Source organism: Martinezella lusitana (genome assembly GCF_900094565.1).
In the GTDB taxonomy this organism is placed as follows: Bacteria; Pseudomonadota; Alphaproteobacteria; order Rhizobiales; family Rhizobiaceae; genus Rhizobium; species Rhizobium lusitanum.
Genome location: NZ_FMAF01000027.1, coordinates 43,142 through 58,883, shown reverse-complemented (window position 1 = coordinate 58,883; position 15,742 = coordinate 43,142). Strand labels below are relative to the sequence as shown.

18 protein-coding genes and 1 pseudogene are annotated in these 15,742 nt (G+C 58.0%); 16 read left to right on the top strand and 3 right to left on the bottom strand.

Annotated features, from left to right (window positions below):
• The first annotated feature begins 237 nt into the window (after positions 1 to 237).
• The 12 genes and pseudogenes from GA0061101_RS31120 (at position 238) to GA0061101_RS31065 (ending at position 10,948) form a co-directional block, all read left to right on the top strand.
• A complete protein-coding gene (locus tag GA0061101_RS31120) occupies positions 238 to 1,875 on the top strand; it encodes an MFS transporter (RefSeq protein ID WP_004118281.1) in 1,638 nt (545 codons plus the stop codon).
• A 125-nt stretch (positions 1,876 to 2,000) separates the two neighbouring features.
• Positions 2,001 to 2,240: pseudogene (locus GA0061101_RS31115) on the top strand (helix-turn-helix domain-containing protein); the annotation flags it as partial.
• Positions 2,241 to 2,644: 404 nt separating this feature from the next.
• Positions 2,645 to 2,986 carry a hypothetical protein gene (locus GA0061101_RS31110; RefSeq protein WP_210305352.1) on the top strand — a complete coding sequence of 114 codons (342 nt, stop codon included), beginning with the start codon at positions 2,645 to 2,647 and terminating at the stop codon, positions 2,984 to 2,986.
• A 463-nt stretch (positions 2,987 to 3,449) separates the two neighbouring features.
• Positions 3,450 to 4,235 (top strand): transposase, encoded by a 786-nt coding sequence (locus tag GA0061101_RS31105; RefSeq protein WP_183932622.1) that lies wholly within the window; start codon positions 3,450 to 3,452, stop codon positions 4,233 to 4,235.
• Positions 4,236 to 4,253: 18 nt separating this feature from the next.
• The gene (locus GA0061101_RS31100; protein WP_004118273.1) at positions 4,254 to 5,516 is read left to right on the top strand and encodes a tyrosine-type recombinase/integrase; all 1,263 of its coding nucleotides are present in this window, start codon (positions 4,254 to 4,256) and stop codon (positions 5,514 to 5,516) included.
• Positions 5,513 to 6,502 (top strand): tyrosine-type recombinase/integrase, encoded by a 990-nt coding sequence (locus GA0061101_RS31095; protein ID WP_004118271.1) that lies wholly within the window; start codon positions 5,513 to 5,515, stop codon positions 6,500 to 6,502. Before GA0061101_RS31100 ends, GA0061101_RS31095 begins: the two co-directional genes overlap by 4 nt.
• Positions 6,499 to 6,750 carry a site-specific integrase gene (locus tag GA0061101_RS40420; RefSeq protein ID WP_240535427.1) on the top strand — a complete coding sequence of 84 codons (252 nt, stop codon included), beginning with the start codon at positions 6,499 to 6,501 and terminating at the stop codon, positions 6,748 to 6,750. The genes GA0061101_RS31095 and GA0061101_RS40420 overlap by 4 nt, the downstream gene beginning before the upstream one ends.
• Positions 6,751 to 6,752: 2 nt before the next feature.
• Complete coding sequence (locus GA0061101_RS31090) at positions 6,753 to 7,502, top strand: tyrosine-type recombinase/integrase (RefSeq protein ID WP_240535426.1); 750 nt, start codon at positions 6,753 to 6,755, stop codon at positions 7,500 to 7,502.
• A gap of 85 nt (positions 7,503 to 7,587) precedes the next feature.
• Entirely contained in the window at positions 7,588 to 8,478 is an 891-nt protein-coding gene (locus GA0061101_RS31085) for a transposase (RefSeq protein WP_200863263.1), read from the top strand.
• A 14-nt stretch (positions 8,479 to 8,492) separates the two neighbouring features.
• On the top strand, positions 8,493 to 9,248 hold the full coding sequence (gene istB / locus GA0061101_RS31080) for an IS21-like element helper ATPase IstB (RefSeq protein WP_015342034.1): 756 nt from the start codon (positions 8,493 to 8,495) through the stop codon (positions 9,246 to 9,248).
• Positions 9,249 to 9,631: 383 nt separating this feature from the next.
• Entirely contained in the window at positions 9,632 to 10,156 is a 525-nt protein-coding gene (locus tag GA0061101_RS39900; protein WP_172831086.1) for a hypothetical protein, read from the top strand.
• A 396-nt stretch (positions 10,157 to 10,552) separates the two neighbouring features.
• Complete coding sequence (locus tag GA0061101_RS31065; RefSeq protein ID WP_004118260.1) at positions 10,553 to 10,948, top strand: DUF6941 family protein; 396 nt, start codon at positions 10,553 to 10,555, stop codon at positions 10,946 to 10,948.
• Positions 10,949 to 11,096: 148 nt separating this feature from the next.
• Here GA0061101_RS31065 and GA0061101_RS31060 read toward each other — a convergent pair whose 3' ends face one another.
• A complete protein-coding gene (locus tag GA0061101_RS31060) occupies positions 11,097 to 11,471 on the bottom strand; it encodes a hypothetical protein (protein ID WP_004118259.1) in 375 nt (124 codons plus the stop codon).
• Positions 11,472 to 11,636: 165 nt separating this feature from the next.
• Here GA0061101_RS31060 and tnpA point away from each other — a divergent pair, with 165 nt between their 5' ends.
• Genes tnpA through tnpC form a run of 3 tightly spaced genes read left to right on the top strand, consistent with a single transcriptional unit; the run spans position 11,637 to position 14,076 of the window.
• A complete protein-coding gene (gene tnpA / locus GA0061101_RS31055; protein WP_004121997.1) occupies positions 11,637 to 12,092 on the top strand; it encodes an IS66-like element accessory protein TnpA in 456 nt (151 codons plus the stop codon).
• Positions 12,073 to 12,426, top strand: a complete 354-nt coding sequence (tnpB, locus tag GA0061101_RS31050; protein ID WP_004121998.1) for an IS66 family insertion sequence element accessory protein TnpB — start codon at positions 12,073 to 12,075, stop codon at positions 12,424 to 12,426. Before tnpA ends, tnpB begins: the two co-directional genes overlap by 20 nt.
• A 54-nt stretch (positions 12,427 to 12,480) precedes the next feature.
• Positions 12,481 to 14,076, top strand: coding sequence for an IS66 family transposase (tnpC, locus tag GA0061101_RS31045; protein WP_004121999.1), 1,596 nt, complete (start codon positions 12,481 to 12,483; stop codon positions 14,074 to 14,076).
• Between the two features lie 79 nt (positions 14,077 to 14,155).
• On the opposite strand, the gene GA0061101_RS31040 is transcribed toward tnpC, so the two are convergent.
• Both GA0061101_RS31040 and GA0061101_RS41305 read right to left on the bottom strand, forming a co-directional pair.
• Positions 14,156 to 14,407, bottom strand: a complete 252-nt coding sequence (locus GA0061101_RS31040; protein WP_004121984.1) for a hypothetical protein — start codon at positions 14,405 to 14,407, stop codon at positions 14,156 to 14,158.
• A 92-nt stretch (positions 14,408 to 14,499) separates the two neighbouring features.
• Positions 14,500 to 14,772 (bottom strand): LexA family protein, encoded by a 273-nt coding sequence (locus GA0061101_RS41305; protein WP_004119985.1) that lies wholly within the window; start codon positions 14,770 to 14,772, stop codon positions 14,500 to 14,502.
• A gap of 39 nt (positions 14,773 to 14,811) precedes the next feature.
• Here GA0061101_RS41305 and GA0061101_RS31030 point away from each other — a divergent pair.
• On the top strand, positions 14,812 to 15,742 hold a 931-nt coding region (locus GA0061101_RS31030), incomplete at its 3' end, for an IS630 family transposase (RefSeq protein WP_092576579.1).

The following is a 15,742-nucleotide window of genomic DNA, read 5'->3' as shown; positions in this document are numbered from 1 at the left end:
TGCCATCCTGGTTCGCTCGGCTGTCGTCGATCCCTGCTCGACGACAGCCGCTTTTCCCTCGGTTTTCGATTCCGGCCTTGCCGCCACGCGCCGATGCCTGGCCCGCGAACTCTTGGACAAAGCGTCGACTGGGCAAGCGACAAATGATGGCAGACCGAAGTACGACTCCTTTCCCTCATCGCCGAATACGCCCGTCAAGCACGGCCGAAGTGACCCGCCCGAAAGAGACTGAATGACATGCCTTCAAAAGAAGAGACAGCATCCATAGGGCTATTGGCGCCACTGAAGAATTCGACGTTCCGTTCGATTTTCTTCGCGTCGCAGCTTTCCAGCCTGGGCTGGCTGATGCAGACGGTAGCGCTCAGCTGGCTCATGGCCACGGTTTCGACGTCCGATGTCATGGTTGCCCTCGTTCAGGCCTCATCCACGCTGCCAGCCTTTTTTCTTGCGATCTTCGTTGGCGCGATTGCCGACAACTACAGTCGGCGCATGGTCATGATCGTCGGTCGAAGCCTGATGATGGCGGCCTCGGCGATGCTGACGATCCTCATGGCCTTCGGCATCACCGATCCATGGATGATCCTGGCGTTCAGTTTCCTTGACGGCTGCGGTATCGCATTGAGCGATCCTGCTTGGCGCGCTTCGCTTGGCGATATGCTGGAGCGCCGCCATCTGCCGTCGGCCGTGACACTTCTTAATGTCGGCTTCAACACGGTCCGTAGCGTCGGTCCCGCCCTCGGCGGCATCATCGTTGCTGTATTCGGGCCGCTCGTCACATTCGCGCTCACCACCTTCGGCTTCGTCGCGCCCCTCACCGCCCTGTGGCGAAACAAGTGGACCGTGAAAGCGTCGCCCCTCCCCCGGGAAGCGCTCATGACGGCCATCTATGATGGCCTGCGCTTCACCGCGATATCCTCCGAAATCAAGGCGACCATTGTCCGCGGGACGCTCTTTGGGCTGACCGGAACCTCAATGCTGGCGCTCCTGCCGCTCGTCGCGAGAGACCTTTTGAAGGGCGGCCCGATCGACTACGGTATTCTCATGGGGGGCTTTGGCGCCGGCGCGCTGGTCGCGGGGCTCGTGAACCCGCCACTCAGGCGCGCGGTCACGCAGGAGCTGCTGATCGTTCTGGCATGCGTCGCGTGTGCGGCATGTGCCATCTCACTTGCTCTGACGTCCTCCCTTATCATCGCAACAGTCTGCCTTGCCTTCGGGGGCGCAGGCTGGGTGACGGGATGGTCGGGGTTCGGCGTCAATGTGCAGTTGGCAAGCCCACGTTGGGTCGTGGGTCGCACGATTTCCATCTACAGCGCCTTCACCTATGGGGGGATTGCCGGGGGCAGTTGGCTCTGGGGAATTATCGCGGAAAATCATTCCCTCTCCCTGTCCCTGGCATGTTCTGCTGCGTCCTCCTTGGTTGTTGCGGCACTTGGGGTCAAGCTCCCGATCAGCAACCGCCTAGAGTCGGAGCTCGAAGCCTCCGGCGCTTTCGATGCGCCTGTGCCGGCACTTGATCTGAAGCCGCGAAGTGGCCCGATCCTGGTCACGACAGAATACGCTGTGGCGGACGAGAATGCTGACCTTTTTCTTGAAATCATGCGCAGGCGTCGGCTGGTTCAAAGCCGCGTCGGTGCACGCCAGTGGACACTCACGCGCGACGTTCAGCAGCCTTCGCGATGGCTCGAGACCTTCCGGACGCCGACCTGGACGGATTACCATCGCCTTCATCACCGCCTCAACGAAGCGGACAAGCGCCTGGACGACGAGCTCAAGGCGTTGAGCGTGGCGTACGACCTCCCGCGAACAACCATTCTGGTGGAGCGCCCGACGGCTGCGCGCAAGTCCGCGCCCGTGCCATACGTTTCGCAGAAGTAGGGATGTCAGCAGACATCTTCCCAACGGGGTCTATATTGGTGGCTATTTTTCTTTGGAAAGCTTCGAGCGTCACCGGAAAACCGCTCTCCAGTTTCATATTCCTGATTACGCCACAGCTTGTCGTTATGCACTATTCGCAATTGACCCTCGCCGATCGGCGGCGCCTGCATCATTTAGTCGAGCGCAAGGTGCCGATCAACGAGATAGCACGTAAGCTCGGCCGTCACCGATCGACCATCAATCGTGAGATCAGGCGCAATACGCTCCATGACCGCAAACTTCCCGAATATAGTGGCTACGTCTCGACGGTTGCCGACGATATCGCCAAGAAACGCCGGCGACGCTTGAGAAAGCTGCGACGTCATCGGCGACCACAGGTCGGGTCGCTCTCATCTTTTCCCTCCCATGAGAACACCGCCCCCACCGCTGCAGTAGTCAGCTCGCAAAATCTGATTTGAGGAGCGATATGATGTCGACTTCGATTTTGACTGCTTTGACAGTGTGCGCGGGCCTAAGCACGTTGGTGCTGATGGTGGCGCAGCTTCTTCATTGACGCACGAAGCTTTCAGCGTCCGCTTGGTGACCAACCATTAGTCTGAACTTTACGGCGAGGCGGAATTCTGGCAAACTTCTGCCATCGTGGTCAGGACATGACGTCCTTTAGACCAAAGTTATCGGAGCTCCTTTCCATCCGATATCTCTCACTTCTCTGGCCCTGCGGATTCCCCCTCAGGGCTTTCCTTTGTGCTGAGCCGTGCCGGGTGCCGAAATGATGGACGAAACCAGAGAATACCTGATGGATCAGCGCAGCACGCTACTGTTCCAGATCGAGCGGGCGAAGCATCATCTTGCCGGCCTTGAGGCTGATGCGATCAAGATCATCAACAGCAAGGCCTCCCTGCCTGCTGCCGATATCGCCATCATTACCGAGGACTTGGCGGAGCACCTGAGAAGCGAGATCGAGGCGCTGTGCTGGGCGATCGACCATATTGACCACGAGCTGGAATATCTCGACGGCGATGATGAGTTTGAGCCGTTCACCGGGCGTGAAGCTCGTTCGCGCGGTACAATCGACAGACCTGGTAATGCGTTGTTTCTTCGGACTTCATGACAACGGTGTTTCGCACAGCAACGCCCAAGCGGGCACCCAAAAGCAAAAAGCCCCTATCCGATTAGGGATAGGGGCACAGTTTCCATGAAGTGCTCTGTTTCAATCGTCGGAGGCACACTTCCGACCGCTGAATTAGAACGTGATAATGGCGTGGATCATATACGCCCTTCGGCCTGCGGGCGCGGCCTGTTCGGGAATCAGCATTTTATGAGCGGCGTTGCTACTTGCAGCGCCGTTATTGTTTTGAAAGATGGTGGGACGGGTGCCGAGGCGGGCGCCCGGGCAAAACCTTTGAGTGTAGATTCCGATGATTTACCGGACGGCGTTCCGATCAAAAACCGGACACGATTCCGAGAATTAACCGGACGCGATTCCGATTTGATACCGGACGTTTTTCAACGTAAGCAGTGCCCCTGGGTCAGCAACCTTGGCATGCATTTCCTTTTGAACTTGAGGAGATGGCATGTCGAAGAGACGAAGGCTGACCATGAGACAACTACGACATTTACTTCGACTGCGATCAGATGGCGTGAGCGTTCGCGATATTGCCGATCTGCTCGGGATTGCCCGCAGCACGGTGCAGGACGGGATCGGGCGAGCTGCGACGGCAGGGCTATCCTGGCCTTTGCCTGCCGATCTGACGGACGACGTCCTGGAATGTAAACTTTTCGCCCGGCAAGGCACCAAACAAGGGGTACGGCGACTACCAGAGCCGGATTGGAGTGTCATTGCGGTCGAGCTGAAGAAGCCCGGCGTGACCCTGACGATCCTGTGGGAGGAATATCGAGCCGTCTATCCTGATGGCTACGGCTTCAGTCGGTTCTGCGACCTGTTCCGCGGCTTTGAGCGGCGTCTGACGCCAACGATGCGGCAGGTCCACATTGCTGGCGACAAGGTGTTCGTCGATTATTCCGGCAAGAAGCTGCCGATCGTCGATCGCAAGACCGGCGAGATCCGCGAGGCGGAGATCTTTGTCGGCGTGCTCGGTGCATCGAGTTATGCCTTTGCAGAAGCCACCTGGACTCAGACCCTGCCGGACTGGATCGGCTCGCACGTGCGCATGTTCGCCTATTTCGGCGGCGTGCCGCGCCTTATCGTCTACGATTACGTGCCCGGGCACGTAATCGGGGTTTTGTGTCCCGAACGGTTATGCGCCCCGGCGGGCGTAAGTTTCTGTGATCAAACGACCAGATTGTCTGTGGCGGCACATCTCTGGCGAACAACGAGCGCACCCTCCTATTCCCCTTAATTCAGAATGGAGGTTGTCATGTTGGAACACTTTTTCGTCAAACCACAAACTATCGATCGGATTATGGATTGCTGGCTAGGGCCGCAGATCGAGCAGTATGTGAAGGCTTTGTGCGAACGTGCCTATACGCCTCGAAGCATCTATCGCCGCGTTCCCGTGCTGGTGAAGTTTGCGGCATTCACTGCCGGCCAGAATGTCGAACGTATAGAACAAGCGGAAGGGCTCTTCGAGCCGTTCATCGCTGATTGGTTGTCAAATCGTCATTCCGGTCGATCGGCTGATGCACGTCGACGCGACCGCAACTTTGTCACTGGCATCATGCGGCATTTCTTCAGCCTGGTCGTATGGAAGGCAGGCGATGACCGCACCAGACCTTCGCTGCCCGATCCATTTGCAATCCAGATTCCAGGGTTCTTCGATTATCTCCGAGATGAGCGAGGGTTGCGGCAAAGCTCCATCGCGCATTACCGGCATTACCTTCGCGTCTTCGAGCGACATCTCGGCGATATAGGATGCGATCCGAAGTCGCTTACATTACCGGTGGTGACGACCTTCATCACGACACAGGCCTCGCATTTCGGCCGCACCGTGATGATCAGTCTTGCCAGCATCCTGCGGGTCTTCCTGCGATACCTGCATCGGGAACACGTCCTTCAGCGCGACATCAGCAAGCTGGTCGAGATACCTCAACGTTATCGGCTGGCCGATATCCCTCGATCGATTAGTTGGAGTTCGGTCCAGGATATGCTCGATCAGGTGGACCGGCGCACCGTGGTTGGCCGGCGCGACTACGCCATGCTGCTGCTGATGGCCGTTTATGGGCTGCGCTCCCGTGAAGTAGCGCTGCTGACGCTCGACGATGTCGACTGGAAGCGCGATCGGCTGCATGTGCACGGGCGCAAGGCCGAGCACAGCACCACCTATCCGCTGGCCCCCGTCGTTGGTGAGGCGATCGTGGATTACCTCAGGAACGGGCGGCCTGACGTTCAAAGCCGATTGCTTTTCTGGCGGCATTTGGCCCCACAATCGCCACTTACACACTCTGCGGTGTCGGCCACTGCCAGCAAGTATCTTCATCGCGCGGGGATTCCGGTTAGCCGTCCAGGATCACACACTCTCCGTCATGCCTGCGTCCAGCGCCTGGTAGACACGGGGTTTTCGCTCAAGACCATCGGCGATTATGTCGGGCATCGCGCTGCCTCCTCGACCATGATTTACGCGAAGGTCCAGGTCGATGGCTTGCGGGAAGTAGCTCTGGGTGATGGGGAGGATCTGCAATGAGCCCGCGTCTTCCCGAGCCTTCAAGCCCGATCGCACCCTACATCGTCGCTTTCCTTCGCCACAAGCGCGCGCTCAACCGGCGCTATGACGTCGAAGACAAGGTGCTGCGGATGTTCGACGGCTACCTCAACGCTCAAGCGGTGACGAACCTGACCGAGATCACCCCGGCGCTCCTCGATGCATTCTTCCTGAGCCGTCCGCGCTCGCGGCCTCGAAGCTTCAACCATCTGATCGGCGTCGTCGGCCGGCTGTTCGAGTGGATGGTCGAGCATGACTTTATTGATCGTTCTCCTGTCACGATGAAGCCGCGCCGCCGAGGTAATCCGAGACCGCCCTGCATCCTGGATCTGCGGACCGCTCAACAGCTCATCGATCGCGCCGCCGAGCTCCCGGATCAGAACAACGCCCCGCTTCGCGGGCCTGCCTATGCCATCATCTTCAGCCTGTTGTTCGGGCTTGGTCTGCGCGTCGGCGAGGTTGCGCGCCTGCGCTGGCGGGATGTCGATCGGGATCGTGACGTGCTCACCATTCGCGAGACGAAGTTTTCCAAGTCAAGGCTCATTCCCATGGGGCCGCAGCTGGCACAGCGCCTTTATGCGTTCATGACGCTGCGATCACAGCACGTAGTTTCGGTTACCCCCGACACGCCGCTGTTTTCTTTCCTGCGGGGTCGAGCGGTGAACCCCGGCACGATCAGTATCATTTTCCGTTCGCTGGCCGATCAATTGGACATACCAATCCCAGCGGGAGGAACGCCGGCTCACGTGCATGATCTGCGACACAGCTTTGCGGTCGGGCGACTTCTGCGGTGGTATCGCGACGGACATAATCCCACCGACAAGCTCGTTAAGCTGTCGACCTTCATGGGCCACGTGGACCCCGCTTCCACCGCCGTCTATCTCACCGTTACAGCCGATCTCCTTGAAGCCGCCGGCCAGCGCTTCGAACGCTTTGCAGCACCGCTTTCGTATGGAGGACGGCCATGAGAACCGTCGGCAGCCTCGTCTATCAGTTCTTCGAACACCATCTCAAAGCCGAGAAGGGTCTGGCGTCCACCTCGATCCGGAGCTACCGCGACGGGATCCGGTTGTTTCTCCTATTCTTGGCCCGGGAGAACCGAACCCCGATCAGCAAGCTCAGGCTGAGAACCTCAGCGCCGACAATGTGCGGGCATTTCTCGCCCATCTTGAATCCGAGCGCGGCAACGGCATCCGAGCACGGAACCACCGGCTAGCAATGCTGCACACCTTCTTCGCCAATGCCGGGGGCCAGGAACCTATAGTGCTGCCGGAGGCCGAACGCGTCGCCGCCATCCCAAGGAAGCGTGCGCAGCCAGCAGCCACCTATTATCTCGAGCGCGACGAGGTCGAACGGCTCTTCGACAAACTGCCGCGCAGCGGAAAGCTGGCCATCCGCGACAAGGCGCTGCTCATGTTCCTGTACAATACGGGCGCCCGCGCAACGGAAGTCACCGGACTGATCGTCGATCAGTTGGTTTTGACCTCCTCACCGCGGGTGAACCTGCACGGCAAGGGCGACAAGTGGCGGACCTGTCCACTATGGCCCGAGACTGCCCGCCTGCTTGGCGAGATGCTGCGTAACCGACGCCACCCAGCCGCTACAGAAAGTCCGGTATTCCTCAGCAACGTCGGGAAGCCGCTGACGCGGTTCGGCCTATATAAGCTTGTCCGGCGTCATGGTTCGAATATTCGCATTGGCAATGGACAGAGGTCCATATCTCCACATGTTTGGAGACACACGACGGCCGTTCATCTCCTCGAGTCCGGCGTCGACGTGAACGTCATAAGAGGCTGGCTTGGCCACGTCAGCCTCGATACAACCAACCGATATGCCGAGATTAGCATCAGGATGAAGCAGGAGGCGCTTGAGGCTTGCCAGGGACTTGCTAGTTCTTCGGTGGGACCTCCCCGAAAGCCAGTCTGGCAGAGCGAGCCAAAGCTTCTCGAATGGCTCGCCGACCTCTGATCGTTATGTGCCCCGTGTCGGCGAGAGCGCTTGGATCACCAGGCTGCGGGGCACATAACCGTTCGGGACACAAAATCCGGATAATTTGAAGTCCGGCGTCAACAAGGCGAGCTTCTACGATCCGGAGATCAACCACAGCTTCGGCAGGATGGCTGCCCATTACGGCGTCGGCGTGCTTCCGGCGCGACCGAAGCGGCCGAAAGACAAGCCAAAAGTCGAGGCCGGCGTACGTTTCGCCCAGAGCTGCATCCTCGGCCGGCTACGCAATCAGACCTTCTTTTCACTGGAGGAAGCTAACGCCGCCATCCGGGATGCCGTCGAGCGGATCAACACGCACGTCATGAAGCGGTTGGGCCAAACCCGCCAGGAGATGTTCAAGACCATGGAACGCCCGGCACTCGCGGCTCTTCCGGCAGAGGACTACGAATACGCCGAGTGGAAGCTGGCGCGGGTCTCGACCGACTACCATGTCGAGTTCGAGCACTATTTCTACTCCGTGCCCCATACCCTGATCCGACAGCAGGTGGATATCAGGGCCACGGGCCGCACGATCGAGGTCTTCTTCAAGGGCAAGAGGATCGCAGTCCACCAGCGTCGTTACGGCGGATCACGCTACGGAACCGATCCTGACCATATGCCCAGCTCGCACCGGCGCTATGCCGAATGGTCGCCTGCAAGGTTCCAGCGCTGGGGCGCTTCCATTGGGCCTCAGACCGAGGGGCTGATCATCGCTATCCTGGCCAGCCGTCCTCATCCGGAACAAGGCTTTCGAACCTGCCTCGGCGTGCTGAAGCTCTATCGGGCAATTCCTACGATGCAGGCCGAGGCGGTGTCCGCCCGTGCCGTCGAGATCGGCGGACTGACCTGCAAAAGCATCACCGCGCTCATCAGCACCTACAAGGCACCACGACATTCCGCCGAACCTGCCGCCGTCGGCGAGCATGCCAATCTTCGCGGCAAAGCCTACTTTCATTAACGAGACAATCAAGAATGCTGACCAATCCCACTGTAGATACGCTGCGCCAACTCGGCCTTTCCGGCATGGCTTCCGCCTTCCAGGAACTGGAAATGCAACCGGAAGCGAGAAGCCTCCAGCACGGCGAATGGCTCGCGATCCTGCTCGAACGGGAACAGACCTCGCGTCGCCAGAAGCGCTTCGAAGCCAGAGCCCGTGCCGCCAGGCTGCGCCATGACGCCCAAATCGAGAATACCGATTTCCGAGCAGCGCGTGGTCTCGATCGCAACCTCTTCCTCAAGCTTTCCACCTGCGACTGGATCAGACAGCGGCACTCCCTGCTATTGATCGGTCCTGCCGGCGTCGGCAAAAGTTGGCTGGCCTGCGCTCTCGGTCAAAAGGCGTGCCGGGAGGATCTTGCCGTCGCCTATCACCGCGTGCCACGGCTCTTTGCCGCGCTCGCCCTGGCACGAGGCGACGGTCGCTACGCAAAGATGCTCAAGAGCCTGGGCAAAGCCGATCTCCTCATCCTGGACGATTGGGGGCCGGAGAAGCTCACCGACGAGCAACGACGCGATCTCCTGGAGATTGTCGAGGATCGATACGAGAAGCGCTCGACCATTGTTACCAGCCAAATCCCCGTGGACCACTGGTACGATATGATTGGAAATCCCACGATCGCCGACGCCGTGCTGGATCGCCTTGTCCACAACGCCTACCGCATCGAACTTTCCGGTGAGAGCCTGCGCAAACATCGAAACCTGTCAGCCGAGAATGCAACTCAGGCTTGACCTGCCCGATATTCGCCGACAATGATCAACTCAGACCCAGAGACGCTGTACATCGTCCGGCTTCGCCTCGGAATCGCGTCCGGTAAAACGCTGGAATAAGCGTCCGGTTAAAGATCGGAATTCCTGTCCGGTTTCATTGGAATACACACCTTTGAGCGAATTGTCGGCATCGACATTCGCCTTTTTTTGATATCGTTGACAGCAACGGGTGGGATATCTATGGCCTTGATCAGCCACCTAAGGGCCAAATTCCAAATAACCGACGCTTAACATGAAGAAATTTACGAATCGGCTCTCTTGCTGTTGGAACAAGGCCGGGGTGGCAATGAAGAACCGCCAATTACCAAAAATTCATTCAATAGCCGATTGCTGATAGAGGTTTGTTGACTTATATGTCAATATTGGAGGAATTGCAAAACCACGTTTCAACAGGCCGACTGTCGTTCGTAAGACCGATGCTTCCTGGGCGTGGAGTGGAAAGAAACATTTTTGTATCAACGGAAGTCGGTGAGTTTCTAAATGGTGGAGCGTCTGTTCATGCTCGATTTGATAGAGTTGCGGGTGAAGCGAGAGCTCAAATAGATGCTTTCACCACCGGAAGGGCAATTCGATTTGCCATGGACCCGATGCGAAAAGACCCCGCAACTCTTGTGGCGAGAAATGCTCCTACAAGTAAGGGAATCGTGGATATGCGAATACGACAACCGCGCCCGCAAATCCGTATCTTCGGCGCATTCGCCCAAGTCGATAGTCTCATCCTGCTTACATGGGAAGCTAGGGACAATCTTCGTTTTGGCGCAGCAGTAAAACGATGCCGAGCCCAATGGGATCTCCTGTTTCCTCAAAATTCGCCTTTGATTGGGGCCACACATGCTGAATACATCTCACGAAACATCATTATTGGCTGAGCCATCTAGCGACGATCGTATCAGCGATCGCACACTTGGTTATGTCACTCAAACCGCGCGAGACGATGTTTTTGACATGGTTGCGAACGCTTGTGTCGAAGCCGGTATAACACGCGCAAACATTGCCCGCCGGCTCGGTAAAGATCCTGCTCAAGTATCTCGTCTTCTGAATACGCCCGGGAACTGGACGATAGACACGATAGCAGAACTACTTTTTGCTATCGATGGTAGCTTCCTGCGAGCTGAACGGCACTGGCCCCAGAGAGAAGCACTATCCAATCGGAGGCATTCCACATGCGTCACGGAAAGCTCCGGTTCATTTGGCAAAGCAGAATGGAATTCTAGGGCCCCAACCCAAAATGTCGCCAAGACGGCCGCTGGTCTAGGGGGCGTACATTGGCAGAAATAAGGGCTCGCGTCGTATTTTGCGACGACATACGTCAAGAGTTCAACGGCAAACTCATCCTGATTGGGGTCTATTCTGGCGAAATCAGGCTTCAAGCCCCTTTCATTCAACCCATGGCCACATGGATTCAAATTTTCGGTCTGCCTGCTGGCGATCATAAAACAAGCGTAACAGTCACCTATGAAGACGGCAAAAACTCTGTCATTTTGGGAAAGATAGATGTGCAGTTTCAGATTTCTGACGCAGCACTACCAGCCCACGCGTTTCCAACTGGTCTGCTGGTTAATTTTGATCGGCCAGGTGACATCGTTGTCAACATCTCTATCGACGATCAACCAACATTCATCGCCGATCGCTTAAGAGTATCGATTTCAGAGAATTCATGACTCCTCCCATATTTCCTACAACTCCCTTCGCGGAAGCGACCTCGACAATCCGAAGGCATCCAGAGACCCGCTCGGCGGATTTTTTTGCCTCCTCAGCGCTGATTGCCGCTCTGCCGATCCTGCCGCTGCAGAATCTCGCGAACGACCTTCACATCCCATTCAGCTCATTGACGGATGACGTCAGATCCTTGATCGAGGCGAGTACGGACCCGACCGATTGTTCGCTTGCTGACATCCGAAAGCCGAGCGTCTTGATATCGCCTTCGGCGGTCGACTGTCGCGTTTCGATCGCCTGCAGGCGCTGATCGACGCGGGCTGAATTCGCTTCGGTCTGAACGATAAAGTCCTTCCGCCAACCCTGCAGGTCCTCGATATCGCGGCTTTTGTTCGCCGTGACCCAGACACCCATGCCGACCGAAGAGGCGATCGAGAGAATTCCAACGAGGGTATTGATATTCGCCCCCATCCTCTTCGCGCGTTCCGGCATCTGCATCTCTTCATCTCCGGTTTCGTCAGCCACCATCTTTCACGTCTTTCAATGCGGTATGGAGAGGAGGCCGGCACCGATGGCGATTGCAAGGGTGCCGGCCGTGATGCCGAATAGCGGTAAGCGCTCATTTCGTTGCGCCTTTTCGCGTTGAATTCTCTGCCGCATGAAGTGTCCACTTAAAATAGGTGGACACCAAATATGAGTGACGAAGAGCAGAAACTGCGAGTGCGGTTGGTGGGACGTGATGGGCGACGCCGCTATGATCCGGGATCAAAGGAGCGGCTTGTTGCGGCCTGCCTTGAGCCTGGTGTGTCGATATCCGGCCTTGCGCTTACGCATGGGATCAATGCCAACCTACTGCGCAAATGGGTCAAGGATGCCAGGGAGGCTCGCTTCTCGGCGGGATCTGCAAGCTCGCGGTTTATCCCGGTCGTCGCGGCAGACTGCAGCCTGCCTGTCGGGACCTCCTCGTTGGAGATGCCGGTCGCGTTTAGGGAAGACCAACCGGCGTCACTGGGGAAGGCCAATCTGTCAGGTTCTTCCAAAATAAGCGCGTTGCTACCAAACGGCGTGAAGCTGACGCTGGAATCCGGTGATGCTGATGCTTTGAGGACAATCATCGGAGCTTTGGGTCATGTTCAGACTGGGCGCTGATCTCAAGGTCTACCTGCATCGCGAACCGATCGACTTCCGCGCCGGCATCAACAGCCTTGCGGTCCTGGTGCAGGAGACTATGGCGCTGGACCCGTTTGCGCCTGCGGTCTTTGCCTTTTGCAATCGCCGCCGTGACCGGATGAAGCTCCTGTTCTTCGATCGGTCCGGTTTTGTGATGGTGCTGAAGCGATTGTCGGAAGACCGGTTCCGGTGGCCACGTCGGGAGATGATGGTGGTAACGCTGACGACCGAGCAATTACACTGGATTCTCGACGGCATTGATATCGACGCGATGGTCCGCCATCCGGTTCGGCAATACCAGATCGCCGGCTGACAGTTCGCAACGTCTGCGGTTGACGGGGCGAAACGGTTCAGATTCAAGAATCTGATGATCCGACCCGGCGAACCCACTGTTGAGGAGTTGATGGCGCGCATTGCGGCGCTGCAGGCGGAAAACCGTCAGCTCACGGAACGCGTGGTCAAGCTCGAGGAAGAGTTGGTGCTGGCGCGGCTGCATCGTTTTGCGCCGAAGAGCGAAAAGCACGTGGACCGCCTCTTCGATGAAGCCGAGCAGGTTGCCGATGACGACGCCAGCGGAGAAGATGGCGAGGTCGTCCACCTGCCGGACACCGGCTTGCCATCGACCGAAAGGCCGGAGGGCAAGAAGCGTGGCCGCAAGCCCCTGCCGGAACACCTGCCGCGCGAGCGCGTCGAATATGACATTGCCCACGATCAGAAGGCCTGCCCTTGCTGCCGTCACCAGATGCATCGCATGGGTGAGGCGGTCACCGAGCAGCTCCATATCGAGGTGAAGGCCAAGGTCCTGCAGAATGTGCGGTTCAAGTATGCCTGCCGCCATTGCGACCGCACCGGCATCAACACGCCTGTCATTCTCGCGCCAATGCCCGCGCAGGCCTTGCCGGGCAGCATCGCCACGGCCTCGACACTGGCCTTCGCGCTCGTCCATAAATATGTCGATGGCACGCCGCTCTACCGCCTGGCCCAGGCCTTCGAGCGTGCCGGTGTTCCCGTCAGCCGCGGCGCTCTCGGGCATTGGGTGATCGGATCGAGCGAGAGGCATCTCTCCCGAATCTATGACGCCCTGAAATTGCGGCTCAGGGCGCAGCCGCTCATCCATGGTGACGAGACCACGGTCCAGGTCTTGAAGGAAAAGGACAAGGAAGCCACCAGCACATCCTTCATGTGGGCATACAGGAGCGGGGAAGACAGCGGCGAGCCAATCGTGCTGCTCGATTATCAACCCGGCCGCGGCCAGATTTATCCGCAGGCCTTCCTCGGCGACTACCGCGGCATCTTGATGAGCGATGGCTACACCGCCTGGCGCACATTGAACGGCGCGACCCATGTTGGGTGTATGGCCCATTCCAGGCGTCGCTTCGTCGACGCGCTCAAGGCAAGGAAGAAAGGCGGCGGTCCGCCGGAGCAGGCGCTCAAGTTCTTCGCGCAGCTCTACCGGATTGAAAGCCAGGCGCGCAATGAGAAGCCGGATAAGGACGAAACGCGAGATCACTGCATCCACCGCTTCCGCCAGCAACACAGCGTCCCCATCCTGAACGCTCTCAAGGCATGGCTCGACGACATCGCGCCGAAGGTCTTGCCCGATACCAAGCTTGGCGATGCCGTGTCCTACACCCTGAACCAATGGGAGTACCTGACGCGCTATACAGAAGACGGCAGGATGCCGATCGACAACAACTTGCTTGAGCGCGACATCAGGATTTTTGCCACGGGAAGAAAGAGTTGGCTGTTCAGCGACACCGTGGACGGAGCCAAGGCCAGTGCCGTCATCTACAGCCTCATGCTGACATGCCGCGCCTGCGGCATCGAACCCTTGGCTTATCTGCGTCACGTCCTTACCGAATTACCGCAGCGTGTCATCGAAGCCGACATCACCGACCTGCTGCCCTTCAACTTCGCTGAAACGCTGAAACCGCCGCTGCATGATCCAATGGCAGCCGTCTGACGGCGACCCCGGTCAAACGGGCCGCGTCAACGCGCATGGAAATGAGCGCTTACGAATAGCGTCAGCAGAACGGCGCTGTTCATTTCTCGACCGGTGGCTGGGGTTTGATGAGACCGCCAAACCCATCCCGAACGACGTTGATCAGGGTCTTGGACGCCCCAAGGACAGCGACGATAGCGGCGGTATAGGTCGGGCTGATCCACGACTGAGAGCATTCGAGAAGCCCCGTTGTCAACTGAGTGCAGCCGGTGGCGATCAGGAATGCCGTGACGGCCGCGAGAACGGCGATCAGGATATTCGGAAGATTGTGAATTGCGTTCGTATTGAACATGATGGCTTTCCTTTGCTGAGCGGCCTTGGCCTGCTGGAGAGCGCTGGAGACGACCGCCTAGTACCGTTCCGCAGAGATTCTGACGGGTTGAGCTATCGCAAGATTGGCAGCGCTTCGGGTTGTACGAGCAATTGAATGCTTCGCGCTTCTCCAGGCTGGCGTTGAATGAGACCGGCCTTTTCCAGGGTTATCACCATCTGGTGTACAGACGGTGCGGTCACCTCAAAGTGGCGACGCATGTCCGCTTCTGCCGGGGAGCGTTTGAAGATCCTGGTATAGGCATAAATGAAGGCCAGGTATTGGCCCTGCAGCTGCGTGAACTGTGGCGCTCCGGCAGGAGGCTCTTTGCCAAACGTTTGATTCATTTGAGTTTAACCTGTGTTTCATCGCATCAGGAGGCTCAAATGAATATAAGATATCATGTGGAACTCAACCAGCTTGAACGTGAGCAACTGAACGCTCTTTTGAGCGGTGGCCGTCACTCGGCGCGCAGGCTCAAGCGTGCACAAATCCTGTTGGCGGCGAATGAGGGTGTGAGCGACGAGGTCATCGCTGCGACTTTGAATGTCAGCGGATCGACCATCTATCGCACCAAGCGCCGCCTGGTAGAGGCCAATCTCGAAGGCGCGTTGAGTGAGGAGCCACGGCCCGGCGTTGCCCGCAAACTATCAGCCAAGGAGGAAGCACTTCTGGTGGCGACGGCTTGCTCAACTCCGCCGCCCGGCCGGGCACGTTGGACGCTTGAGCTTCTGGCTGACGAGATGATCAAGCTGACCGATCACGCGCAGATCTCCTGCGAGACCGTGCGCCGAAGGCTTGGTGAAAATCATCTCAAGCCATGGCGAAAAGACATGTGGTGCATTCCCAAGGTCGACGGGGAATATGTCGCCCGAATGGAAGACGTCCTGGACCTGTATGCCGAAGCCCCAGACCCGCAAAGGCCGGTTGTCTGCTTTGACGAAAGCCCGGTCCAACTGATTGGCGAGGTGCGGGACCCCATTTCTGCAAAGCCGATGCAGCCCTTGCGCTACGATTGTGAATATCGCCGCAATGGCACCGTCAATCTTTTCGTTTTCTTGGACGCGCATCAGCCATGGCGGCGGGTGAAGGTCACCGATCGGCGCACCAACAAGGACTTCGCCGAGTGCATGCGCGAACTGGTCGACATTGACTATGCTGACGCAAAGACCATTCGTGTTGTTATGGACAATCTCTCTACCCATTCACCCGGCGCGCTATACGACGCGTTTCCTGCCGCCGAAGCCCGTCGTGTGCTCAAGCGGCTTGAATTCCACCACACGCCGAAACACGCAAGTTGGCTGAATATGGTCGAGA

Excerpts from the sequence above, each read along its gene's own strand:
- GA0061101_RS40420 (WP_240535427.1), top strand. The coding sequence starts at position 6,499 with ATGAGAACCGTCGGCAGCCTCGTCTATCAGTTCTTCGAACACCATCTC.
- GA0061101_RS41305 (WP_004119985.1), bottom strand. The coding sequence starts at position 14,772 with ATGAATCAAACGTTTGGCAAAGAGCCTCCTGCCGGAGCGCCACAGTTC.
- GA0061101_RS31060 (WP_004118259.1), bottom strand. The coding sequence starts at position 11,471 with ATGGTGGCTGACGAAACCGGAGATGAAGAGATGCAGATGCCGGAACGC.
- tnpB (WP_004121998.1), top strand. The coding sequence starts at position 12,073 with ATGTTCAGACTGGGCGCTGATCTCAAGGTCTACCTGCATCGCGAACCG.
- GA0061101_RS31120 (WP_004118281.1), top strand. The coding sequence starts at position 238 with ATGCCTTCAAAAGAAGAGACAGCATCCATAGGGCTATTGGCGCCACTG.
- GA0061101_RS31040 (WP_004121984.1), bottom strand. The coding sequence starts at position 14,407 with ATGTTCAATACGAACGCAATTCACAATCTTCCGAATATCCTGATCGCC.
- tnpA (WP_004121997.1), top strand. The coding sequence starts at position 11,637 with ATGAGTGACGAAGAGCAGAAACTGCGAGTGCGGTTGGTGGGACGTGAT.
- GA0061101_RS31110 (WP_210305352.1), top strand. The coding sequence starts at position 2,645 with ATGATGGACGAAACCAGAGAATACCTGATGGATCAGCGCAGCACGCTA.
- GA0061101_RS31105 (WP_183932622.1), top strand. The coding sequence starts at position 3,450 with ATGTCGAAGAGACGAAGGCTGACCATGAGACAACTACGACATTTACTT.
- GA0061101_RS31100 (WP_004118273.1), top strand. The coding sequence starts at position 4,254 with ATGTTGGAACACTTTTTCGTCAAACCACAAACTATCGATCGGATTATG.
- GA0061101_RS31090 (WP_240535426.1), top strand. The coding sequence starts at position 6,753 with ATGCTGCACACCTTCTTCGCCAATGCCGGGGGCCAGGAACCTATAGTG.
- istB (WP_015342034.1), top strand. The coding sequence starts at position 8,493 with ATGCTGACCAATCCCACTGTAGATACGCTGCGCCAACTCGGCCTTTCC.
- GA0061101_RS31095 (WP_004118271.1), top strand. The coding sequence starts at position 5,513 with ATGAGCCCGCGTCTTCCCGAGCCTTCAAGCCCGATCGCACCCTACATC.
- tnpC (WP_004121999.1), top strand. The coding sequence starts at position 12,481 with ATGATCCGACCCGGCGAACCCACTGTTGAGGAGTTGATGGCGCGCATT.